The 22,331-nt window shown below is 56.0% G+C and carries 21 protein-coding genes; 16 read left to right on the top strand and 5 right to left on the bottom strand.

Features of this window, described 5'->3' with window-relative positions; all coding sequences use genetic code 11:
• Nucleotides 1-161 precede the first annotated feature (161 nt).
• The 9 genes from ACXAIA_RS15630 (at nt 162) to ACXAIA_RS15670 (ending at nt 9,600) form a co-directional block, all read left to right on the top strand.
• Nucleotides 162-1,706: a replicative DNA helicase gene (locus ACXAIA_RS15630; RefSeq protein ID WP_475350142.1), complete on the top strand. Its 1,545-nt coding sequence runs from the start codon at nt 162-164 to the stop codon at nt 1,704-1,706.
• A gap of 42 nt (nt 1,707-1,748) precedes the next feature.
• Nucleotides 1,749-2,870, top strand: coding sequence for an alanine racemase (alr, locus tag ACXAIA_RS15635; RefSeq protein WP_475350143.1), 1,122 nt, complete (start codon nt 1,749-1,751; stop codon nt 2,868-2,870).
• Nucleotides 2,871-2,927: 57 nt separating this feature from the next.
• Nucleotides 2,928-3,701, top strand: a complete 774-nt coding sequence (locus tag ACXAIA_RS15640) for an MlaE family ABC transporter permease (RefSeq protein WP_475350144.1) — start codon at nt 2,928-2,930, stop codon at nt 3,699-3,701.
• A gap of 17 nt (nt 3,702-3,718) precedes the next feature.
• Nucleotides 3,719-4,495, top strand: a complete 777-nt coding sequence (locus ACXAIA_RS15645) for an ABC transporter ATP-binding protein (RefSeq protein WP_475350145.1) — start codon at nt 3,719-3,721, stop codon at nt 4,493-4,495.
• A gap of 61 nt (nt 4,496-4,556) precedes the next feature.
• A complete protein-coding gene (gene radA / locus ACXAIA_RS15650) occupies nt 4,557-5,969 on the top strand; it encodes a DNA repair protein RadA (protein WP_475350146.1) in 1,413 nt (470 codons plus the stop codon).
• A 57-nt stretch (nt 5,970-6,026) separates the two neighbouring features.
• A complete protein-coding gene (locus ACXAIA_RS15655; protein ID WP_475350147.1) occupies nt 6,027-6,713 on the top strand; it encodes a CvpA family protein in 687 nt (228 codons plus the stop codon).
• A gap of 64 nt (nt 6,714-6,777) precedes the next feature.
• On the top strand, nt 6,778-8,238 hold the full coding sequence (purF, locus tag ACXAIA_RS15660) for an amidophosphoribosyltransferase (RefSeq protein ID WP_475345519.1): 1,461 nt from the start codon (nt 6,778-6,780) through the stop codon (nt 8,236-8,238).
• On the top strand, nt 8,235-8,948 hold the full coding sequence (locus ACXAIA_RS15665) for an SDR family NAD(P)-dependent oxidoreductase (protein ID WP_475350148.1): 714 nt from the start codon (nt 8,235-8,237) through the stop codon (nt 8,946-8,948). The genes purF and ACXAIA_RS15665 overlap by 4 nt, the downstream gene beginning before the upstream one ends.
• Nucleotides 8,949-9,120: 172 nt before the next feature.
• Nucleotides 9,121-9,600 (top strand): c-type cytochrome, encoded by a 480-nt coding sequence (locus ACXAIA_RS15670; RefSeq protein WP_475350149.1) that lies wholly within the window; start codon nt 9,121-9,123, stop codon nt 9,598-9,600.
• Nucleotides 9,601-9,684: 84 nt separating this feature from the next.
• Here the strand turns inward: ACXAIA_RS15670 and der are convergent, their stop codons facing one another.
• From der to ACXAIA_RS15685, 3 genes are all read right to left on the bottom strand, one after another.
• Nucleotides 9,685-11,196, bottom strand: coding sequence for a ribosome biogenesis GTPase Der (gene der / locus ACXAIA_RS15675; protein ID WP_475345516.1), 1,512 nt, complete (start codon nt 11,194-11,196; stop codon nt 9,685-9,687).
• A gap of 115 nt (nt 11,197-11,311) precedes the next feature.
• Nucleotides 11,312-12,646: a PQQ-like beta-propeller repeat protein gene (locus ACXAIA_RS15680; RefSeq protein WP_475350150.1), complete on the bottom strand. Its 1,335-nt coding sequence runs from the start codon at nt 12,644-12,646 to the stop codon at nt 11,312-11,314.
• 69 nt (nt 12,647-12,715) lie between these two features.
• A complete protein-coding gene (locus ACXAIA_RS15685) occupies nt 12,716-13,366 on the bottom strand; it encodes a tetratricopeptide repeat protein (protein WP_475350151.1) in 651 nt (216 codons plus the stop codon).
• Nucleotides 13,367-13,863: 497 nt separating this feature from the next.
• Between ACXAIA_RS15685 and ACXAIA_RS15690 the strand changes: the two genes are divergently transcribed.
• From ACXAIA_RS15690 to ACXAIA_RS15700, 3 genes are all read left to right on the top strand, one after another.
• A complete protein-coding gene (locus ACXAIA_RS15690) occupies nt 13,864-14,289 on the top strand; it encodes a hypothetical protein (protein ID WP_475345513.1) in 426 nt (141 codons plus the stop codon).
• Nucleotides 14,290-14,424: 135 nt separating this feature from the next.
• Entirely contained in the window at nt 14,425-14,781 is a 357-nt protein-coding gene (locus ACXAIA_RS15695) for a DUF2794 domain-containing protein (RefSeq protein ID WP_475350152.1), read from the top strand.
• A 12-nt stretch (nt 14,782-14,793) separates the two neighbouring features.
• Nucleotides 14,794-15,561 carry a tetratricopeptide repeat protein gene (locus ACXAIA_RS15700; RefSeq protein WP_475350153.1) on the top strand — a complete coding sequence of 256 codons (768 nt, stop codon included), beginning with the start codon at nt 14,794-14,796 and terminating at the stop codon, nt 15,559-15,561.
• A gap of 37 nt (nt 15,562-15,598) precedes the next feature.
• Here the strand turns inward: ACXAIA_RS15700 and fliN are convergent, their stop codons facing one another.
• A complete protein-coding gene (gene fliN / locus ACXAIA_RS15705) occupies nt 15,599-15,901 on the bottom strand; it encodes a flagellar motor switch protein FliN (protein WP_040823589.1) in 303 nt (100 codons plus the stop codon).
• Between the two features lie 261 nt (nt 15,902-16,162).
• Between fliN and ACXAIA_RS15710 the strand changes: the two genes are divergently transcribed.
• The gene (locus ACXAIA_RS15710) at nt 16,163-17,275 is read left to right on the top strand and encodes a PLP-dependent cysteine synthase family protein (protein ID WP_475350154.1); all 1,113 of its coding nucleotides are present in this window, start codon (nt 16,163-16,165) and stop codon (nt 17,273-17,275) included.
• Between the two features lie 102 nt (nt 17,276-17,377).
• Here the strand turns inward: ACXAIA_RS15710 and ACXAIA_RS15715 are convergent, their stop codons facing one another.
• The gene (locus tag ACXAIA_RS15715) at nt 17,378-17,881 is read right to left on the bottom strand and encodes an Hsp20/alpha crystallin family protein (protein WP_475350155.1); all 504 of its coding nucleotides are present in this window, start codon (nt 17,879-17,881) and stop codon (nt 17,378-17,380) included.
• A gap of 298 nt (nt 17,882-18,179) precedes the next feature.
• Between ACXAIA_RS15715 and ACXAIA_RS15720 the strand changes: the two genes are divergently transcribed.
• The 3 genes from ACXAIA_RS15720 (at nt 18,180) to ACXAIA_RS15730 (ending at nt 22,304) form a co-directional block, all read left to right on the top strand.
• Nucleotides 18,180-19,274 carry an NADH:flavin oxidoreductase/NADH oxidase gene (locus tag ACXAIA_RS15720; protein WP_475350156.1) on the top strand — a complete coding sequence of 365 codons (1,095 nt, stop codon included), beginning with the start codon at nt 18,180-18,182 and terminating at the stop codon, nt 19,272-19,274.
• 172 nt (nt 19,275-19,446) lie between these two features.
• A complete protein-coding gene (dctP, locus tag ACXAIA_RS15725) occupies nt 19,447-20,430 on the top strand; it encodes a TRAP transporter substrate-binding protein DctP (protein WP_475350157.1) in 984 nt (327 codons plus the stop codon).
• 2 nt (nt 20,431-20,432) lie between these two features.
• Nucleotides 20,433-22,304, top strand: a complete 1,872-nt coding sequence (locus ACXAIA_RS15730; RefSeq protein ID WP_475350158.1) for a sensor domain-containing diguanylate cyclase — start codon at nt 20,433-20,435, stop codon at nt 22,302-22,304.
• Nucleotides 22,305-22,331: the final 27 nt, after the last annotated feature.

Genomic DNA, 22,331 nt, shown 5'->3' on the forward strand with positions numbered 1-22,331 from the left:
TGCGCCGTTTTCTTTTGGGCGGTTCAAGGACCGCCGGAAAATTCTCCAAGCCATTACAGAGGGCTGCCCATGCCCCGACCCCTGCGCTGGCGGAATACCGGCTATGAGCACACGCGATTAACCCTTTGCGGTCATGCTGATGCCTGCTACCTTTTCGGCCCATGACAGATCCCAATTTAGATGCCCTGTTTGCCCCGCTTGAACCGGACCATGGTGACGACGCCGATATGGTGCTCGAACGCATGGCGCCGCACAATTTCGAGGCGGAGGCAGCCCTTCTTGGCGCGGTACTCAATAACAACGCCGCCTATGAGCGCGTGTCCGATATCCTGCGCCCCGAACATTTCGCAGATGGGCGTCACGGACGCATCTTTGAAGCGTGCGGCAAACTGATCGAACGCGGCCAACTGGCCAACCCGGTCACGCTGAAAGCCTATTTCAAGCAGGACGAACATCTTGCCGAAATCGGCGGTGCGCAATATCTCGCAGAACTGTCCAACAACCTCGTCTCGGTCATCAATGCCGGTGACTATGGCCAGTTGGTTTATGACCTGTATCTTCGACGTGAACTGATTGAGCTTGGCGAGGAGGTCGTCAATGAAGCCTATCAGTACGAACTCGATACCGACGCCACCAACCAGATCGAAAAAGCCGAACAGAAACTGTTCTCCTTGGCGACCGCCGGTTCGGCGGAGTCCGGCTTCGTGGCCTTTGGCCCGGCCCTTGCCAAGGCGTATGAGAATATCGATCACGCCTATAAAAACGCCGGCCGCGTTGTTGGTGTCACCACCGGTTTGCGCGACATTGACCGCAAACTGGGTGGTTTGCACCCGTCTGACTTGCTGATCCTTGCGGGGCGTCCGTCGATGGGTAAAACGGCCCTTGCGATGAACGTGGCGTTTAACGCCGCCATCGCATCGCATCAGAACCGCGCCGCGGGCGAAGATACCCGCGATGAAACGCGTACCGGGGCCGTTGCCGTCTTCTCGCTTGAGATGGCCGCCGAACAGCTTGCCGGGCGACTTCTGTCGCAGGCGGCAGAGGTATCTGGCGATAACATGCGCCGCGGCGATTTGACCGAACAGGACTTTGAGCGCCTGATGCACGCGACCCAGGAACTTAATACCGTTCCGCTTTATATCGATGATACGCCGGCCCTTCCGGTATCGACCCTTCGCACCCGTTGCCGCCGCCTAAAACGCCAGCACGGACTTGCGATGATCGTCGTCGATTACCTGCAGCTTTTGGCACCACCGACCAACTTCCGCGGCGACGGCCGCGTGCAGGAAGTTTCCGAGATTACCCGAATGCTCAAGGCCATTGCCAAGGAACTTGAAGTCCCGGTTCTGGCCCTGTCGCAGCTTTCACGTGCGGTCGAACAGCGCGAAGACAAACGTCCGCAGCTTTCCGACCTTCGTGAATCCGGCTCGATCGAGCAGGATGCCGACGTCGTGATGTTTATTTATCGCGAACAATATTATCTCGAACGTGCCGAGCCGGCCCAGCGCCCGGAAGAGGCCACCGACAAGTTCGGTGAGCGTTATTCGCAATGGCAGGACCGTTTGAACCACGTCTACAACACCGCAGAGGTTATTGTTGCCAAACAGCGTCACGGCCCGGTGGGCAACGTGCGCCTGTTCTTTGACGGGAACTACACCAAGTTTGGCGATCTTGATCACACAGAAGAAGAGTTTGAACAGGAATAAGGCCCAGGCCTTTCCATCAACGGATTCCACGGGGTATTACGAATGACCGTTCTTCCCGCCGTCGGCCGTGCTGCCGAGTGCGCGGAACTGCAGATCAATCTGAAAGCAGTTGCCGACAACTATCACACCCTGACCAAACGCTATACCGGGCGCACCTGTGCGGCCGTGGTAAAGGCGAATGCCTATGGTCTTGGTGCCCAGACAATCGTCCCGGTCCTCAAAAAGCAGGGCTGCCGCCTGTTCTTCGTGGCACATGCCAACGAAGCAGCCGAACTGTTCCCGCTCTTGCGGGGCGGCGGACGGATTGCGGTTCTGAACGGTGTTCTGCCCGGTGACGAGGCGTTCTTTATTGAAAATGACGTCATTCCGGTTCTGAATGATCTCGAGCAGATTGAACGTTGGTCAAACCTGTGCCGTGAATATGAACGTCCGGCCCCGGCCTTTATCCATCTTGATACCGGCATGAGCCGCCTCGGCCTGACGCCCAAAGAAGTCGGCGAACTGGTTGATCGATATTCATCGCTGCTCTACGGGTTTGAAAAAGCCGGTTACATGACCCACCCGGTCGCAGCTGATGAGCTGGAAAATCCGGTCACCAAGGAACAGTATGACCTGTTCATGAAATGGTACCGCCGTTTGCCGCCGGCCCCGCGTGGTTTCTGTAACTCGTCGGCGATTTTCCGCAATGACGACTACCATCTGGAATTCTGCCGTCCGGGCATCGCGCTTTGGGGCGGCAATCCGACCCCGGAAGGCACCAACCCGATGCGCTCTGTCGTGAACCTTAAGGTCAAAGTCCTGCAGGTTCGCGAGATCGATGAAAACCAGGCGGTCGGTTATGGTGGCACCTGGACCGCGAAACGCAAAACCAAAATCGCCACCCTTGCGGTTGGTTATGCGGATGGCTGGCTGCGATCGTTGTCAAACACCGGCAAGCTGATCATCAAGGGGCACGAAGTTCCCTATGTCGGGCGTGTTTCGATGGATGCGATCACGGTCGATGTCACCGACCTTCCGGGCAAGCCGCTGAAGACCGGGGACATGGTTCCGCTTCTTGATGAAAAGATGACGGTTGACGACGTTGCATCTGCTGCTGGTACAATCGGTTATGAAATTCTAACTTCGCTTGGACATCGCTACCGGCGGGTCTATACAGAGAGCTGAAAAACATAACCGGCCCAATGTAATAACCGGCCGATAACAGGGGACTTCGAAGTACAGATGCCGATCTTTGCGCCGGTTGGCCATATGTTTCTGACCTTTTTGGCCCTTGTCGGTCGCGTCACGGTCTTTGCGGGTCGCACGATTGGCCACATGGTCACACCGCCGATCTATTTCCGCCTGATTCTCAAACAGATGCGTGAAATCGGTTATTTCTCGCTGCCCGTGGTGGCCATGACCACCCTGTTTGCCGGGATGGTTCTGGCCCTGCAATCCTATTCCGGCTTCTCGCGTTTTTCGGCCGAAAGTGCGGTTGCAACCGTGGTTGTCATTTCCATGACCCGTGAATTGGGCCCGGTTCTGGCTGGTTTGATGGTGGCGGGCCGTGTCGGTGCAGCGATTGCCGCTGAAATCGGCACCATGCGCGTGACCGAACAGATCGATGCGCTGGTGACACTGTCGACCAATCCATTCAAATATCTGGTCGTGCCGCGTGTGGTGGCCGGTCTGATCACCCTGCCCGTTCTGGTTCTGATCGGCGATATCATCGGGGTTATGGGCGGTTATCTGGTGGGTGTGAACAAGCTTGGCTTTAATGACGGATCCTATATCCGCAACACCTTCCAGTATCTTGAACAGCTTGATGTGGTTTCGGGCCTTGTAAAGGCTGCGGTGTTTGGCTTTATCATCACGCTTATGGGCTGCTATCACGGTTATCATTCCCGTGGTGGCGCACAAGGTGTTGGTCAGGCAACGACCAATGCGGTTGTTTCAAGCTCCATCCTGATCCTGATTTCGAACTATATCGTCACCGAACTGTTCTTCACGCGATAAGGGCCGGTGACAGGATCATGACCAGCACAGCCAAGATATCGCTTCGCAATGTTCACAAGGGCTTTGGCCCGAAAAAGGTGCTTCAGGGTGTCGACCTTGATGTCGCACAGGGTGAATCGGTCGCCATCATCGGCGGATCGGGTACCGGCAAGTCGGTCACCCTTAAATGCGTGCTGGGCCTTCTGACACCCGATCAGGGATCCATCAAGGTCGATGGCGTTGAAATGACGACCGCATCGCGTTCCGAGCGCGAAGCGATGCTGGCAAAGACCGGCATGCTGTTTCAGGGGGCTGCGCTTTTTGACTCGCTCACCGTCTGGGAAAATGTCGCCTTTGGCCTGATCGAAAGTCAGGGCATGAAGGCGTCCAAGGCGCGTGATCTTGCCATTGCGCGGCTTGAGGATGTCGGACTTGCGGCTGATATCGCCAACATGTCCCCGGCATCGCTTTCGGGTGGCATGCAAAAGCGTGTCGGTCTGGCCCGTGCCATCGCGACCGAACCGGAAATTCTGTTCTTTGATGAACCGACCACCGGCATTGACCCGATCATGGGCGATGTCATCAATGATCTGATCGTCAAATGCACCCGTGAACTGGGTGCCAGTGCCATGACCATCACCCATGACATGGCCAGTGCGCGCAAGATCTCCGATCGCGTTGCCATGCTCTATCAGGGCAAGATCATCTGGGACGGTCCGGTTGCCGATATTGACGATGCCGATAACCCCTATTTGCAACAATTCGTTGCCGGTGATATCGAAGGTCCGCTTGAACTTGATCTCAAGCATCTCTGAATTCGGTCTGCCTGACCAACACTAATATTTACTAACACTTCCCTGATCTGCGGAGCATTCTGTGGCCAAAACCCAAAGCCGTTTCATCTGCCAAAACTGTGGTGCCGAATACCGCAAATGGACCGGGCGCTGTGATGCCTGCGGCGAATGGAACAGCATCGAGGAAGAGCGCGTTGAAAGCGGCCCCAAGGCCACCGGCGGCATTGCCAGCGGGGCGAAGGGCAAGACCATCGATTTCGTCGCCCTTGAAGGCGAAAGCGCTAGCCCCAAACGCCTGATCAGTGGTATTGCCGAACTTGATCGCGCCTGTGGTGGTGGTCTTGTGCCGGGGTCGGCCCTCCTGGTCGGTGGCGATCCGGGGATTGGTAAGTCTACCATCCTTTTGCAGGCCGTCGGTGCGATGGCCGCCAAGCATAAATGCGCTTATATCTCGGGCGAGGAAGCGGTTGATCAGGTCCGCATGCGGGCAAGCCGTCTGGGTCTTGAAAAATCCAAGGTCGATTTTGCCGCCGCCACCAGCCTGCGCGACATCATCACCACCCTTGAAGCCAGCAATCACGACGTGGTGGTGATTGACTCCATCCAGACCATGTATGCTGACACGCTTGATAGTGCGCCCGGCACCGTATCGCAGGTCCGCGCCTGTGCGCTGGAACTGATCCGGCTTGCCAAGCGCAAGGGTTTTGCCGTCTTGCTGGTTGGTCACGTCACCAAGGAAGGCCAGATTGCCGGTCCACGCGTGCTGGAACATATGGTCGATACGGTTCTGTATTTCGAAGGCGAACGCGGTCATCAGTTCCGGATCCTGCGTGCTGTTAAAAACCGTTTTGGTGCGACCGATGAAATCGGCGTGTTTGAAATGGGCGATGGCGGCCTTGTCGAGGTCCCCAACCCGTCCGCCCTGTTCCTGGCAGACCGTGACTCGCCCGTCAGTGGCACAGCCGTCTTTGCCGGGCTTGAGGGCACGCGCCCGATGCTGGTTGAAATTCAGGCGCTTGTTGCGCAATCCGCCCTTGCCACACCGCGTCGTGCGGTCGTTGGTTGGGACTCTGCGCGCATGAACATGATTCTGGCCGTGCTGGATGCCCGTTGCGGCCTGCCGCTTAGTCAGTTTGATGTGTATCTGAATGTTGCTGGTGGTTTGCGGGTTGGCGAACCGGCCGCCGACATGGCGGTTGCCGCCGCCCTGATTTCCGCCGTTGCCGATGCCCCGGTTCCAAACGAAACCGTGATTGTCGGCGAAATCGGCCTTTCGGGCGAGGTTCGCCCGGTCGGGCAGCTCGAATCGCGGTTGAAAGAAGCCACCAAACTTGGTTTTGGCAATGCCTATACCCCCAAGAACGGCACGCAGGGCAAGAAGAAGCTCTCGATCAAGGGCCTCAATCAGGTTGAAATCGGCCATCTTCAGGATTTGGTAAACCTCTTCGGCGACGATGTGCGCGACAAGGTGCGTCCGCGCGAAGGCATGTATTAAGCGCCTTTACCGCGATCTCGCCCGCCACCCGGACTGACGAACAAGGTTTACGAATAGATGGATTTCTCCGCCCTTCCCGATCTTGGCGCACGTGATGTGTTTGACCTGATTGTTGTCGGCATTTTGCTGATCTCGGGGATCTTTGCCTTTTTCCGCGGTTTTATCCACGAAACGCTTTCGATGATGGGCTGGGTCGGGGCCGGGCTTGTTGCGCTTTATGGCTATCCGGTCGCGCGCCCCTACGTGCGTGAACTGATCCCGTCCGAACTGATTGCCGATCTGGCGACGGGGGTTGGTCTGTTTCTGATTTCGTTTTTGATTTTCTCGTTCATCAGCGGGCGGATTGGCCGGGCGGTGCAGAATTCCGGGCTCGATAGCCTTGATAGCACGCTTGGTTTTGTTTTCGGGCTTGTGCGCGGGGCGTTGATCGTTTGTATCGGTTTTCTGGCGCTGTCGTGGTTGCTGCCGGCAGATTCGCAACCCGATTGGGTCCGCGATGCCCGCACCCGCCCGGTTCTCGAAGAAGGTGCCTTCCTCATTATGCGCATGGCACCTGACGAAATTTTCGATACCACCGCCCAAGAGCTTGAGCGCGCTCAGCGTGAGGCCGATGAGAACGAAAGAACCTATCGCCAACTTCTTGGCCCGGAGCCAAAAGGGACTGGACCCGCGCCCCTAAACGGGTATACAAGGCCCTCGCGCGATGATTTGGATCGTCTGATCGAGGCGACCACCAACGAGTGAGGCGTGTGGGTTTCGTAAATGTGACGAATTCCGTGCGCCACCGGCGAGAGAGCGGAACCCACTCATGCTGACCACCAATCCATTTGACGACGATAAGCTACGTGAAGAATGTGGCGTCTTTGGCGTATTTGGCTCCCCCGATGCGACGGCACTGACGGCCCTTGGTCTGCATGCCCTGCAGCATCGCGGACAGGAAGCCGCAGGCATTGTGTCCTATGACGGCGAAGACTTTCCGGCACACCGGGCATCCGGCCAGGTTGGCGATATCTTCGGATCCGAGGATGTCATCAAAAGCCTGCCCGGTCACCGTGCGGTTGGCCATGTTCGCTACTCGACAGCGGGTGGCAAGGGCCTTCGCAATGTGCAGCCGCTATTTGCCGATTTCGAATTCGGCGGTCTGGCGATTGCCCATAACGGCAACCTGACCAACTCGCTTGCGGTGCGGGAACGGCTGGTCAAGCGTGGCTCGATTTTTCAATCGACCTCGGACACCGAAACCTTCATTCATCTGATCGCAACCAGCCTTTATGAAAAGATCGTCGATCGTCTGATCGATGCGGTTCGCCAGGTTGAAGGCGCCTATTCGCTGGTCGTCATGACCCAAAAGAAACTGATTGGTGTGCGTGACCCGCTGGGTGTCCGTCCGCTGGTTCTGGGCAAGCTTAATGACGCCTATATCCTGTCATCGGAAACGGTTGGCCTTGATATCGTTGGCGCGGAATTCATCCGCGACGTCGAACCGGGCGAGATCGTTGAAATCACCGATGATGGCCTGCGTTCGATCAAGCCGTTCAAGCCGCAAAAATCGCGCTTCTGCATTTTCGAACATGTCTATTTCGCCCGCCCCGACAGCATCGTCGAAGGCACAAGCGTCTATGACGTGCGCAAGAATATCGGTCGCGAACTCGCCATTGAATCGGCGGTTGATGCCGACGTTGTCGTGCCGATCCCGGATTCCGGCGTGCCGTCTGCGCTTGGTTATGCCGAGGAAAGCGGCATCCCGTTCGAACTGGGCATCATCCGTAACCATTATGTCGGGCGTACCTTCATTGAGCCGACCGATCAGATCCGCCACCTTGGCGTGAAGCTGAAACACAACGCCAACCCAGGCAAACTCAAGGGCAAGCGCGTTATTCTGGTTGATGACTCGATCGTGCGTGGCACCACTTCGACCAAGATCGTTGATCTGGTCCGTCAGGCCGGTGCGGCAGAGGTGCATATGCGCATCACCAGCCCGCCGACCATGAACCCGTGCTTCTATGGCGTTGATACCCCGTCCAAGGACAAACTGATGGCGGCCAACCACGACATTGAAAGCATGGCGAAGATCATTGGCGTCGACAGCCTGGCCTTTGTCACCATTGATGGCCTGTATCGCGCGACCGGCCTTCCGGGCCGCGACAATGATGATCCGGCGTTCTGTGATGCCTGCTTTACCGGCGATTACCCGATCAAGCTCACCGATCACAATGCCGAAAACAAGGACCGCAAGCTCACCCAGCTGGTGGAAAGGCAGTCCGCATGACCGATAGCAAGCGGCTTGAAGGTCGCGTCGCCCTGATCACCGGGGCGTCGCATGGTATCGGGTGTGCAGTTGCCAAACGCTTTGCTGCCGAGGGCGCGCATGTGATTGCCGTTGGCCGCAATGTCGGCGCGCTCGAAGAACTGAGCGACGACGTCACCGATGCTGGCGGCAAGATCACCCTGCTGCCGCTGGATCTGACCATGTTTGACAAGATCGACATCCTCGGCCCGACGATCTATGAGCGGTTCGGCAAGCTTGACATCGTGGTGGGCAATGCCGGTCTCCTGGGCGAAATCGCCCCGGTGGGTCACATTGATACGCAGGTATTCCAGAACACCTATGCCACCAACGTCACGGCAAACTTCCACCTGATCCGCACGACCGACAAGCTTTTGCAGCTTTCTGATGCCGGTCGGGCAATCTTCGTGACCTCGAACGCTTCCTCCAAGGGACGTGCCTTCTGGGGGCTTTATGCCTCGACCAAGGCGGCACTTGAAAGCCTTGTTCTGTCCTATGCGCAGGAACTCGAAGAAACCAAGGTCAAGGTCAACCTGGTCAATCCAGGCCGCATCCGTACCAAAATGCGCGCCGAAGCCTATCCGGGCGAAGACCCCGAAACGCTTCCGACACCCGAAAGCATCACCGATGTCTTCGTCGATCTGGCAGAAGCGTCCTGCACCAAACATGGTGAAGTGGTCAACGCATCCTGATCACGAACAAGTACCTCAAAATCAAGGGCCCCGAGCGGGCCCTTTTTCATACCTAACCACAGCCCATCGAAATTGGACATAAAAAGCGGATCAAGGCATTGCCATAACTGGTGTTTGCCCGATAGCATGGGCTAAATACCATCCCGCCACCGGCATCGGAGCACGGCACTTTATGAATTCGGCCTGTCTTTCCAGATTTACCCGCCCAATGGGCGTCGTTGCCATGCTTGTCACCCTTGGCGGCGCCACAACCATCACAAGCGCCACAGCGGCAGAAAACGATACCTCACCCGTTGCCCTTCCCAAGATGGATGCCGAACGCGGCAAAACCCTATTTGCCGAGCGCGGTTGTGTGATTTGTCATTCGGTCAACAATGTCGGCAGCAACACCGCGACCAGCCTTGATGCCTCAAACATGAATATCGCGCGTGAGCCATTTGAGTTCTTTGCGCGCATGTGGCGCGGCGCACATCAGATGCTGGCACTCCAGCAGGCTGATCTGGGCTATCAGATCGATTTTTCCGGTCAGGACATCGCCGATATTTTTGCCTTTGTGCAGAACGGCGAAATTCAGGAAGGCTTCACCGAAGACGACCTGCCTGACCATATCAAGGAAATCATCGATAACGGCCCGTCTGCCGCGATCAAGTAAATCCCGCAAAACGTATTCACCGCACGAAAAAGCCGCCCATCGTCTCCGAGGGCGGCTTTGTTCTGTTTGGCAAGAAGTTCGAAACTAGCGTTTCTTTTTCTTGTTGGCGAACGGGTTGTCGCTGCTGCGCAGATAGATGCGGATCGGAACACCCGGCATGTCGAAATCTTCGCGCAGGCCATTGATCAGATAGCGCGTATAGCTTTCGGGCAGTTCAGCTGCCTTGGAGCAGTTGATAAAGAAGCTTGGCGGACGCGATTTCGCCTGGGTCATATAGCGCAGGCGAATACGACGCCCGGAAATGACCGGCGGCAGATGGCGTTCGGTGGTCGCTTCAAGCCAGCGGTTAAGCTGCGATGTCGAGATACGCCGGCTCCAGATATCGTGGATATCAAGGACCGTGGGCATTAGGCGATCGGTGCCGCGCCCGGTCAGCGCGGAGAAGGTCAGGACCGGAATGCCCTTGGCCTGCGCAAAGGACACATCAAGCTTGTCACGCAGTTCCTGCATGACGCCCGCCTTGTCCTTGATCGCATCCCACTTGTTGACCGCAATGATCAGCGCGCGGCCCTCTTCAAGCACCATGCGTGCAATCGTCAGATCCTGCTTATCAAGCGTATTGGTCGCATCGATCATCAGAACCACGACCTGCGCATAGCGGATCACGCGCAGCGTATCGGCAACCGACAGCTTTTCAACGCGGTCATCGATCTTCTTCTTACGCCGCATACCCGCCGTATCGACCAAACGGATCGGCCGTCCGTCATAAGACCAGTCAACCGCAATGGAATCACGGGTCAGCCCGGCCTGCGGGCCGGTCATCACACGGTTTTCACCGAGAAGCTGGTTGAGAAGCGTTGATTTACCGGCATTCGGACGCCCGACGATGGCGAGCTGGATTTTCGAATTGTCACGCGGACCTTCGTCGATCAGTTCACCGTCTTCATCTTCGTCATCTTCGCTGAATTCGATCTCATAGGACGGGAAGACTTCGCCTTCGTCCTCGGCAAAACCATCTTCATCGTCGAAATCATCTTCGATGGCGGCTTCTTCCTCGGCCTCACGGGCATGCTGTTTGGCAACCCGTTCGCGGTCTTTCCATTCTTTCCAGTGCGGCTCCAGCATGTCATAGAGCAGCTCGATGCCCAGGCCATGCTCGGCCGAGATCGGTGCAACATCACCAAGGCCAAGACCATATGCCTCATACAGGCCGGGATCCTGGTCCTTGCCTTCGTGTTTGTTGGCAATGACATAAACCGGCTTGTGGCGTTTGCGCAGCCAATCGGCAAAGTGGTTATCAAGCGGCGTCAGACCGGCACGGGCATCAATCAGGAACAGCGCAACGTCGCATTCCTCAAACGCCATTTCACTTTGCTGGCGCATCATGCCTTCGACGGAATTATCAAACGCTTCTTCCAGACCGGCGGTGTCGATAATGTCAAACGACATATCGCCAAGGCGCGCCTTGCCGTAACGGCGGTCACGGGTCACGCCGGGCTGATCGTCCACAAGTGCCAGCTTTTTGCCGACCAGACGGTTAAACAAGGTCGACTTCCCGACATTGGGGCGACCGATAATGGCAACTTTCAGCGACATCTGATTTTCAGACTCTCGTTATAAAAGGCGTTATGCGCCGCGGGCATTCGGGCCCACGGCGCATCGCAAAAACCTGCAAGGAAACCTTGCGAAAACTGTGTTCGTTCCTGACCGATCAGCGATATGCGATTAGATCGGCATCCGCAGTCAGGAAGTAAAGGCTGTCACCGGCAACAGATGGCGGCAATGTGATCGGGCCGGATACTTCATCCTGACCGAGGATATCACCGCTATAAGGGGAAACAGTCATTACTTCGCCCTGCTCGTTACCAACGATCAACCTGTCACCGGCCAGAACCGGCCCTGTCCAGACAATCGGGCCTTCCTGATCCTCGGGATCGGTATAACGGGGCAGAACGGTGACCCATTTAACCTGTCCGGTCTTCCGACGCAAGGCAATCAAGTCATTTGTATTGGTTAGCAGGTATACATATTCGCCGGCCACCCATGGCGACTGAATGCCACCGGCCTCCAATTCCCAAACGCGATAACCGGTACGCAGGTCAATCGCAGTGGTCAGGCCAGAGTTACTTGTCGCGATCACCAGATCATTATCAATCACCGGCAGGCCGCGAATATCGGCAATCGCCGACACCGCATCGGTACGACCAGCAGCCGCGAGCGCATCCGACCAGATCACCTGACCGTTTTCCACGCGAAGGGCATAAAGCTCACCCGTCGAATAGGCCGAAATGACCACACCCTGATCAACCGCCGGGCTGGCACCACCAATGAAGGATGCGCCTTCGGCTGCACCACGGTGGTTCCAGAGGTTTTCACCCGTGCGCGCATTCAGCGCAACAGTCTGGTTATCAATGGTAATGGCAAAGACACGGCCACCGCGCACCGTCGGTGCGGAACGCATCGGTGCGCTGACCTGCTGACGCCACAGAACCGTGGCACTCGGCGCATCAATGGCAATGATTTCAGCAAAGCCCGTCGTGGCATAGATGACACCGGCTTCATAGGCCAGGCCACCGCCCAGAAGGGTGCTGTCTTCTTCGTCCTCAGGGGCCAGTTCAAGCGACCAGATTTCCTTGCCCGAGGTTGCGGCATAGGCGCGGACTTCGGCCGCCGCATCAATGGTAAAGATCACACCGCGTGCGACAATCGCCTGATTGAGCAGAAGGTTGTCATCCATCGACCCTTCGCCGATATCAATCGACCAGTCCTGTTCGAGAACTTCGTTATCAAGACCGACGTGATGAAGGGCGTGGCTCGGATAGCCGCCATTCTGCGGCCAGTCGATCATCGGTTCGGGTTCGGGCAGGATCACGCGCTGATCGCTGAGCGCCACATCGGGCTGAACCGTGCTTTGCAGGGCAAGGACGGAAATACGCTCGCCCGGAAGCGGCGGGTCTTCTGCCTCGCCAAGCCAGCTTGAACACCCTGCCAAAAGGCCTGTCATGCCGATTACGCACAGAAGTGACTTAATACCGCGTGTGGTCAAAACCGTTTCCCCTGAAAGAACTCACGTCATATGGAGCGATCATCACGCCCCATTGCTGCCCGGGTGATGTCAGGCACCAACAGCCTTGAGAATTTCACTTGCCCGTGCGCGCATGCCCTGCGGCGCACTGTTATCGTCTGCGATCTCGGTCAGAAGCGGCTTGGCGGCCTCTACCTCGCCACCGGCGATGTGCAGGAGCGCAATCATTTCACGTGCCGAGTAGTACCAGGCATTTTCCGGCACCGCGATCGGCTCCAGACGCGCAATCAGGTCCTGCGCATTGCTGGCACTCGCGCTGTTCATCGCAATCTGAACCACGGCAAGATCACGGTAAACCTGATCAATGTCGGAATTACCGGCAACGGCTTCGAGTTCTTTCACCGCCGACGGAACCGCATCGGCGCGCAGATAAACCGCCGCCTTCTGGAAATGGCCAAGCGCGACAAAGTCGGCATTGCCATCGGCAATGATCGCATCAAGGGCAGCCAGTGCGGCGTCCTGATCGGTTGCGCTGTCCTGTGCCAGCTCGACAGCATTGGCAAGACGGGTACCGTTTTCGATGCTGGTGCTGGTTTCATAGGTTTTCCAGCCTTCACGACCGGCAACACCCAGAACGATGGCCGCGGCAACGCCGATCACGTATTTCCCGTATTTGCGCCACAGCTCTTCGCTGCGTTCACGCTTCAGGTCTTCTTCGACTTCCTGGAAAATATCAACCACGAAAACGGCTCCAATCCGGTCACAATAAAGCGGGCAACCTGCCCGCTTATCTGAAAAAATTCTGGCAAGGATTTAACGCGCCAGCGGGTACAGGGTCAAGTCTGCTCGACACCAATCGGGTCTTTCCTATGATTATTTTCACCCGTCACTGACATAAGCGGGGTGACAACATCACAAATGTCGTTGCTATCAGGCCGATATGGCCCAATTCGGGCAGAGATATCAGGGCGGGAAAGAATTGCCTGCCCGTTACAAAAATGCCCTCTGAGATTAATGCTTTTAAACCGCTTTGAAAGCTTTGCCGGGCAGCATCACAAACACCCTGGCGGGCGTTGATATTGCCAAAACCGGCTGAAAACGCGGCGATGGAATGCCATATGGCCTTTTATGCACGGCTTACATTCGGTTCGGCACAGGGCTTGCTTATACATCTGGCAAGGGAACAGATTTGAACTTGTCATCGGTCATAATTGCCCGGTGCGCGGACGGAGACCACAATGAAACGTCGCGAGATTGCACATACAAAGGCCTCAAAACGGCGCATTATCCGACAGCGTATTCTTGCCGGGCTGTTTGCCGCCGTCATGGGATCGACCGTTTCGGGTTGCAGCACGACGATGTCTGACATTGTCGGCACCAGCATTTTTACCGGCGGTGAGTGGTATCTGGCCTTTGATGTGATCAGCATTGTGAATTCCGACAAGACCCTGATTGACCATGCGGTGTCGCTTTCGACCGGTCAGGATTGCTCGACCATCCGCAAGATTGATGGCAAATCCTATTGCAAAAAGGATCCGGTCCCGGAAACACCGCTTTATTGCTATCGTTCGTTGGCTGCGGTCAGCTGCTATCGTACGCCCGATCCCTATAACACCGGGGCACAGACCGTTGACTGGCCCCCGACCCGTTCGCGCAGCCTGTAAGCACGCTTACTGTTTGCTGTGCATTTCATCCATTGAAACTTGAGGCATCGGTCAATCCGCGCTACCGTGTCACATGGTTGTCATCACGCCTTGGGGCCGGATGATAACCACGGACACACGCTGGCGGAGTAACCCATGGGAACATTGTTCGATTTGGCAAAGTACCGCAAAGCCAAGAGCTTTGTGCATTTTGACCGGACTGAACTGATGAAACTCATGAACACCTATTCAAGACAGGTTGCCAGCGGTGCCTGGAAGGATTATGCCATCGATCATCTTGACGGGATGGCAATGTTTTCCATTTTCCGCTCCACCCACGAAACCCCGCTTTTCACGGTCATCAAATTGGGCAGCGAACATAAAAACGCCGGACAGTTTGTCGCTCTGCACAGTGGTGAACGCATCAAACAAAGCTCAGACATCATCAATGTGCTTGAAGCCATCGAAAAACGCGCCCGCAAGGTCGTGCCGCTCTTTAAAACAAATTCCTGATGGTTCCGTAACGTGACGCGCTCTCCTTCGGCCCGCCATTCCGGCCGACGCCCCCTTCTCATCCTTGCCCTGCTTGCCTGTGTGCTGCTTCCAACAAGCAGCCACGCCGTTGGCATGAGCAAGGAATACCAGACCGGGTATTATGCCTATCAGGCCGGTGACTTTCTGCGCGCGCAATCATATTGGCGACTGGCGGCCAAGGAAGACGATCCCTATGCCCAATATGCCCTGGGTCTGATGTATTTTCGCGGCGATCTTGGCAAACCGGAATATGGCATGGCCGCCGACTGGTTCACCAAGGCGGCCGCGGCCAATCATGGCGGGGCGGTCTATTACCTTGGGCTGCTGCATTTCAATGGCTATGGCCTGCACTATGATCATTTTCGCGCCACGAAATATTTCATGCGTGCGCTTGAGATCGATCCGCATAACGGCAATGCGGCCTATATGATTGGCACGCAGTATTTTCATGGTCGTGGTGTGCGTCAGAACTTTGTCGAGGCAGCCCATCACTTTGAAATTGCCGCAAAGGAAAACATGCATGCCGGGCAGTTCATGTATGGGGCATTGCTTGAACGCGGCTGGGGTCTGAAACAGAATTACGCTGATGCCTATTACTGGCTGCGGCGTGCGGCAAGCGGCACCATTACCTTCCCGACAGGTGCTGGCGAGGAAGAACCACTTGATCCACATGCGGCCATTGCCGCACTCGAACCGCGCCTGCGTCCCGAAGAAATCGCACGCGTCGACAAACGCTTAGCTGCCGAAAGCCTGCTTTAGGCTGGCAAACGCTTCGTGATCTTCAAGTTTTGAAAGATTAGTGGTGGGTCTCGATAACCATGCCGCTTTTGACAACTTCGGTGATGGTCACACCAAGGTTTTCATCCACCACCACCAGTTCACCACGGGCGACCAGCCGGTTATTGACATAGATATCGACCGGCTCACCGACACGGCGGTCCAGTTCGAGCACTGCACCACGGGTCAGGCGCATCAATTGCGCGACCTGAATCTGGCTTTTGCCAATCACCGTTGATACGCGCACGGGCACATCATAAGCCGCCCCGATGTCCGAGGCACCCATGCGTACGCTAAACGGATCCTTATCGTCGTCAGCCATGATTTGCGAGCCATCCAGTCAAATCGAAGAATCGAGAACCTTGTACAATAAAGGTTAGCTTTGAAAAAAGTGTTAGCAAGCCCAATCTGTTGAAAATCGATGTAAGCAGACCGGCCGCACCAACCTGCACTGAATGTATCGACACAATTTTACTGTCGTTTTTTGTATTATTTTGACCTAAACAGATCGCAATTCCGGGTCAGGCCCGCTCCCTGCCCCAACCATGCCCCAAAAGTGATCCAACCAGAGTCAGGATGTTTCATGCCCTATGACCGCCAATGGGTGGCAGATGCCATCAGCACGATTGAAGCCGATTTCAACCGGTCTGCCGACACCCATCTGATCCGCCTTGATCTGCCAAAGCTTGGCGATATCGGTCTGTATCTGAAAGATGAGTCGACCCATCCATCCGGCAGCCTCAAGCATCGTCTGGCACGCTCGCTGTTTTTGTATGGGCTGTGTAATGGCTGGATTACCAAGGACACTCCGATCATCGAAGCATCCAGTGGCTCGACCGCCGTGTCGGAAGCCTATTTTGCCAAACTTCTGGGACTGCGCTTTATCGCAGTGATGCCCAAATCGACATCGCAGCAGAAAATCGATCAGATCGCCTTTTATGGCGGCGAAAGCCATCTGGTTGACCATAGCGGCGAGATTTACGCAGAATCCCAACGCCTGGCACGTGAACTGGGCGGCCATTACATGGACCAGTTCACCTATGCCGAACGCGCGACCGACTGGCGCGGCAATAACAACATTGCCGAAAGCATCTTTGATCAGCTCAAACGCGAAACCCACCCGATCCCGCGCTGGGTCGTGGTCGGTGCCGGGACCGGTGGCACGTCATCAACAGTCGGGCGCTATATCCGTTACGGCCGAAGCTTGGGTCAGGGCTGCGAGCTGTGCGTTGCCGATCCGGAAAACTCGGTCTTTTATGATGGCTATGAAACCGGCGACTGTTCGGTCACCAACAGCATGGGTTCGCGCGTTGAAGGCATTGGCCGCCCCCGCGTTGAGCCAAGCTTCAACCCAACCGTCGTTGATCGCATGTATCGCATCCCCGATGCGGCAAGCTTTGCGGCCCTTTATTATCTTGAAAAGCATCTTGGACGGCGCTGTGGCGGTTCGACCGGCACCAACCTGATTGCCACCCTGTCGCTGATCTCGGAAATGAAAACCGCCGGGCAGACTGGGTCGGTCGTGACCTTGCTGTGTGATGGCGGGGATCGCTATTGCGACACCTATTACAATGCCGATTGGCTCAAAGCCCAGAAGATCGACTTGGCCCCCTGGACTGCGGCACTTGAACGGTTTGATGAAAACGGCCTGTTTGACATGCCCCTTGATCAGTGCAGCGGATATGCGGGCCGATAGCGCCAAACCCGCAACATCGCTTACAGAAACAAAAAAAGACGGGCGGTAAAACCGCCCGTCAGTCTATCAGGGGAGAAGTTCACGAGGGAGGAGAGACAATCCTTAGCCGGAAACCGCAATCTTGCGCGGTGCAGGCTTCTGTTCTGCTACCTTCGGGAGAGTGAGCACCAGAACACCGTTTTTGAAAGATGCGGAAATATTGTCGGCATCAATGGTATCATTCAGACGGAAGGACCGCTTGAAGCTGCCATAGCTGCGTTCAACAACATGCGCACCATCGGTGCTTTCACGGCTGAATTTCTTTTCACCGGTGATGGTCAGAACACCGTCGAGCACTTCGACATCGACATCATCCTGATCCACGCCGGGAAGTTCGGCGAAAAGCTCAAAATGATCATCGCCGTCATATATATCGATCTTGGGGTTCAGCACAGCCTTGGCTGCATCTGCGCCTTCTGCTGGTGCCTTGGCCGAAGCAGCAGTACGGTCGCCAAAGATCGAACCGATCATGCGGTCGACATCACGGGAAAGTAGGGTGAAAGGATCACCATAGGTCGGTGCCGAAGACAGACGACGGGATCCATTAAGAGTCTGAAGACCAGTCATTATAGTACCCTCCATTACAGACGAGTAATCTTGCGCCATCAGTCCAGACCAGGCTGCAACCTTGACGCGTATCGGGGCACCATGCCCCGTTCCAACCTTGAGATAGATCGGGTGAAAAATTCCGCAAGTATCGTCATGCATTTTTTTGAATTTTTCCGTCGATTTTTCTCAAGCCACAACCAACCCCTTCCAATCACTGAAATAATTTGGTTTCGCACTGGCGAATGATGCCCCTGCGCGATAGCTTCATGTCATTGTCATGCGCACAGCCGCATCCCCCGAATAAAGGACGAATGTCATGAGCACACTATTTACCCCCCTGAAACTGGGGTCGCTTGAACTCGACAACCGCATTGTTATCGCCCCGATGTGTCAGTATTCCGCAGTAGATGGCAAAACAGCCCCGTGGCATGACATGCATCTGGGCAACCTGGCGCAATCCGGTGCCGGGCTTCTGATCATCGAAGCAACCGCGGTTGAGGCTGCCGGCCGTATTACCTATGGCGATGTTGGCCTGTGGGATGATGAAACCGAAGCCGCCCTTGCCGGTACGCTTTCGGCAGTGCGCAGCCATTCCGACATGCCGATTGCCGTTCAATTGGCCCATGCCGGGCGCAAGGCATCGTGCGAAAAACCATGGCTGGGTGCCCATGCCCTGTCCCCGGATCATGAAAATGGCTGGCAGGTCGTGGCCCCGTCCGCCGTCCCGTTCAAGGATGGCGATCCGGTTCCCGAAAGCCTCACCAAGGCAGGGATTGCCGAAATCGTTGCGGCCTTTGGTGAAAGTGCGAAACGCTCTGTTCGTCTTGGCTTTGACGCCATCGAAATTCATGGCGCACATGGCTACCTGTTACATCAATTCATGTCGCCACATGCCAATAAGCGCGACGATGAGTATGGCGGATCGTTTGAAAACCGCACCCGCCTGGCTTTGGAAGTTTATGACGCCATCCGTGCGGCCGTCGGGGACGACTATCCGGTCGGCATCCGGATTTCGGCAACCGACTGGGTTGAGGATGGCTGGGATCTGGACCAAAGCGTGGCGCTTGCCAAATTGCTTGAAGAACGCGGGTGTGACTTTATCCACGTGTCTTCTGGCGGCCTGCATATCGATCAGAAAATCCCGCTCGGCCCGAATTATCAGGTGCCTTTTGCTGCGCGCATCAAGTCGGAGGTCTCGATGCCGACAATCGCAGTTGGCCTGATCACCGAAGCCGAACAGGCCGAGGCCATCACCTTTACCGGGCAGGCCGACGCCATCGCACTGGCGCGTGGTATTTTGTATGATCCGCGCGGGCCGTGGCATGCCGCTGCAACCCTTGGCGCAGAGGTCAAAGCCGCCCCGCAATATTTGCGGTGCCAGCCGCGTCACCTGAAAAAGCTTTTCGGTTAAACGGGTTAAGGTCATCCAACCGGAAAACTAGACAAAAGGATAGGTGCTTTGACTTGCGTCAAGGCACCTCCCTGACACCAAAGGTAGTTTCGCCCCAAGAAAGAATGATTCTAAATCTGCCCGGCCCTCCCCGGTCTGGCGCTGCATGGCGAGTTACCACAAAATGCCCGGAATGATTTTAACAGTCCTGGCGGCCCTGTTGTTTTGGGGCGCGCCGACCAAGGCTGCGGATATCCAGATTTCGACTGAAAACACGACGTCGCATTTTCAGACGATCTTTTTGCTGAACTATGCCGAGGCACTTAACGCCGAAATCCCCGAACATCATTTCGAAGTCATTCATTCTGCCAAGGCATTTAGTGACCGCGATGTCGCCGAGGCCGTTTCCAGCGCCCGCGTTGCCATTGCCGCCCCCGGCGTCTGGCATCTGGGGCAATATAGCAGCGACCTGAACGCGCTGCTGCTGCCGAGCTTTATGGGACTTGGCGCTAAAGACGTCCGGAAACTGGTTGACGGTCCGGTTGGTCAGGCCCTTGATCATTCGCTGCAAGCACAGCTGAACGTCAAGGTGATTGGCAAATGGCTTGACCTTGGCTCGGCCCATATTTTCACCCGCAACAAACGCATTGGCAGCTTTGAGGACCTCAAGGGACTTCGCATTCGCTATGCCGGCGGCGAAGCAAACGCGCTGCGTCTTGCAACCCTGGGTGCCGAACCGGTGCTGATCCCCTGGCCCAACGTCCCGGAGGCACTTGATCGTGGTGAAATTGACGGCCTTTTGACGACAAGCAGCACCGTTGTCAGTGCGTCCCTTTGGGAATATGGCATTCGGCATGCGTTCCTCAGCCATTCCTACTATCCGTTCTATGTGCCGATCATCTCCGGTGACATCTGGAAACGCCTCGACGATGTCCAACGACGCGTCATCACCAATGTCTGGGACGGGATGATTTCGGCTGGCCGCGATCTTGCTGTGCGCCATCAGGAAAAATCAATGGACATGCTGCGTGACAATGGCGTTGTCGTCACAACGCCAAGCGATGCCGAACGAGATAGCGTACGTCGGGCACTCGCCGGGCACCAGCGCGAAATGGCCGAGAAGATCGGCATCTCCGAGCAGACCTTTGATATTCTTACGCAACACGGGGATGACTGACTGTGGGTGTCGCGCGTCGCAAACACCATGACTGGCGCCAGGTCCTTGGCGAAGAATTCCTCAACATCTTCCTGTCGATCGGGTTGCTGGTGGGGGTTCTGTTCATGCTTGCCCATCAGACGGTGACAGAACATCGCATCGCGTCCCAAAAGGCGGTTGATACCGCTGCATTTGGCATTTCGACCTATGCTGACAGCTTATCAAGCATTCTGACAAAGGCAGATGGCGTTGCCCTTATTGCGGCACGCAGACTGGCAGAAACGGACACCATGCCCGATCCGCTTGTCCGGCAGATGACCGCCATTGTTCAGGATGACAGCGACATCAGCGGCTTCATTCACATAACTGAAGATGGCAAAATCGCCGACAGTTTTGTTTTTCAGAACATCTCCGAGCGGATGCTGAAAACCGATGTAATACTTACGCGCCATCGTGATGCCTGGGTGGAACCGGCTTTCCTGCAATCGGGTGACCTTGGCCTGAAAACCAGTGAAATCGCAACCGAACGCGGCATCTGGCGCGAAGATGGCAGCTTTGCCGGCGTGGTCATCGTTTTGGTTTCTGTGGGCAGCCCCTATGAAAACACCTCGCTTGAGAAATTCCTGACCGAGGCAAAAATTCGCGTTGCCAGTGCCGCCAGCGAGAACATCCTGACCAATCAGTATGCCCTGGCCCAAACCGTCACCGATTGGCTGAGCGTGACCGAAGAAACCAGCTACTGGTACAGCTATCATGGCGAAGCGTCCCTTCACGCCAATATAGCACGTATTGAAGACAACCTCGTGCTGTCGCACAGCAACCTGCCCGGCTTGCCGCTAACGGTTTATCTGCAGATCTCGACCGACCGGTTCTTTGAGACCTATTATTCGACCCGACAAAACGCGATCATTGCTTCTATTGTCATTGTTGGCGTTGCAGCGGTGTTTCTGTTGCGGATCAAACTCGACCGGCAAGCCAAACGCACAAGCGAGCAGAAAAGACAGGCACTCGATCAGCGCCTGCAATTTGCCCTCGACACGGCGGGTCAGGGTCTTTGGGACTGGAACATTCCCGAGAAGCGCGGCTATTTCTCTGACAGCTTCTATCGCCTGCTTGATATCGAAAATGACGATGAGAAGCTCAATGTCGAAGACTTGCGTCAGCGCATCCATTCAGACGACCGTCACGCGTTCAACCTGGCGCTTAATGCCCATCTTGCCGGGCATACTCCGTACTTTGAGGTCGATGCGCGCATCCAGATCGGTGACACGGATCGTTGGGAATGGTTTAGCCATGCGGGCTCTGTGACGGAACGAGACAGGTTCAACAACCCGGTCCGGGTCATCGGCCTGCTCAAGAACATTCATCATCAGAAGCTGCATAACCTGAACCTTGAATTCGAGGCGTTCCACGACCCGCTGACCGGCCTGTTAAACCGTGCAGCTTTCGAAGACCGCATCGCACGCATCCATGCCAAAAGCAGCCGTACTGGCACGCCATATGCGCTGGTGATGATCGATATCGATCACTTCAAGCATGTGAATGATACCTATGGCCACAATACCGGTGAGATTGTGCTTCAGCATGTCACCAGCACAGCGTCCAACACGCTGCGGTTTGAAGAGGAAAAGCTGTTCTTCCGTCTTGGCGGCGAGGAATTTGTTGTCCTGCTGCCCGACACGGACGGGGAAGCTGCCCGGTTTGTCGCCGAACGCATCCGTGAACGGATCGAAATATCCCCCACGACGGTCGGTGATACGGATATCCTGGTAACCGTGAGTGCGGGTATCGCCTGCTATCAACGCGGCGAGAGCCCCGAGGACGTGCTTGTGCGTGCTGACCATGCGCTTTATCAGGCCAAGGAAAACGGCCGTAATCAAAGCTGCCTTGAATAGGCACTTGTGCTTAGCACTTCCGGACCG

The organism is Thalassospira sp. ABL2_045 (genome assembly GCF_056161285.1).

Bases quoted from the DNA above. Each gene is read 5' to 3' on its own strand.
- ACXAIA_RS15695 (WP_475350152.1), top strand. From the start codon at position 14,425: ATGGGAACATTGTTCGATTTGGCAAAGTACCGCAAAGCCAAGAGCTTT.
- ACXAIA_RS15655 (WP_475350147.1), top strand. From the start codon at position 6,027: ATGGATTTCTCCGCCCTTCCCGATCTTGGCGCACGTGATGTGTTTGAC.
- alr (WP_475350143.1), top strand. From the start codon at position 1,749: ATGACCGTTCTTCCCGCCGTCGGCCGTGCTGCCGAGTGCGCGGAACTG.
- ACXAIA_RS15715 (WP_475350155.1), bottom strand. From the start codon at position 17,881: ATGACTGGTCTTCAGACTCTTAATGGATCCCGTCGTCTGTCTTCGGCA.
- ACXAIA_RS15710 (WP_475350154.1), top strand. From the start codon at position 16,163: ATGCCCTATGACCGCCAATGGGTGGCAGATGCCATCAGCACGATTGAA.
- ACXAIA_RS15665 (WP_475350148.1), top strand. From the start codon at position 8,235: ATGACCGATAGCAAGCGGCTTGAAGGTCGCGTCGCCCTGATCACCGGG.
- ACXAIA_RS15720 (WP_475350156.1), top strand. From the start codon at position 18,180: ATGAGCACACTATTTACCCCCCTGAAACTGGGGTCGCTTGAACTCGAC.
- ACXAIA_RS15645 (WP_475350145.1), top strand. From the start codon at position 3,719: ATGACCAGCACAGCCAAGATATCGCTTCGCAATGTTCACAAGGGCTTT.
- fliN (WP_040823589.1), bottom strand. From the start codon at position 15,901: ATGGCTGACGACGATAAGGATCCGTTTAGCGTACGCATGGGTGCCTCG.
- dctP (WP_475350157.1), top strand. From the start codon at position 19,447: ATGATTTTAACAGTCCTGGCGGCCCTGTTGTTTTGGGGCGCGCCGACC.
- purF (WP_475345519.1), top strand. From the start codon at position 6,778: ATGCTGACCACCAATCCATTTGACGACGATAAGCTACGTGAAGAATGT.
- ACXAIA_RS15630 (WP_475350142.1), top strand. From the start codon at position 162: ATGACAGATCCCAATTTAGATGCCCTGTTTGCCCCGCTTGAACCGGAC.
- ACXAIA_RS15670 (WP_475350149.1), top strand. From the start codon at position 9,121: ATGAATTCGGCCTGTCTTTCCAGATTTACCCGCCCAATGGGCGTCGTT.
- ACXAIA_RS15640 (WP_475350144.1), top strand. From the start codon at position 2,928: ATGCCGATCTTTGCGCCGGTTGGCCATATGTTTCTGACCTTTTTGGCC.
- ACXAIA_RS15690 (WP_475345513.1), top strand. From the start codon at position 13,864: ATGAAACGTCGCGAGATTGCACATACAAAGGCCTCAAAACGGCGCATT.
- der (WP_475345516.1), bottom strand. From the start codon at position 11,196: ATGTCGCTGAAAGTTGCCATTATCGGTCGCCCCAATGTCGGGAAGTCG.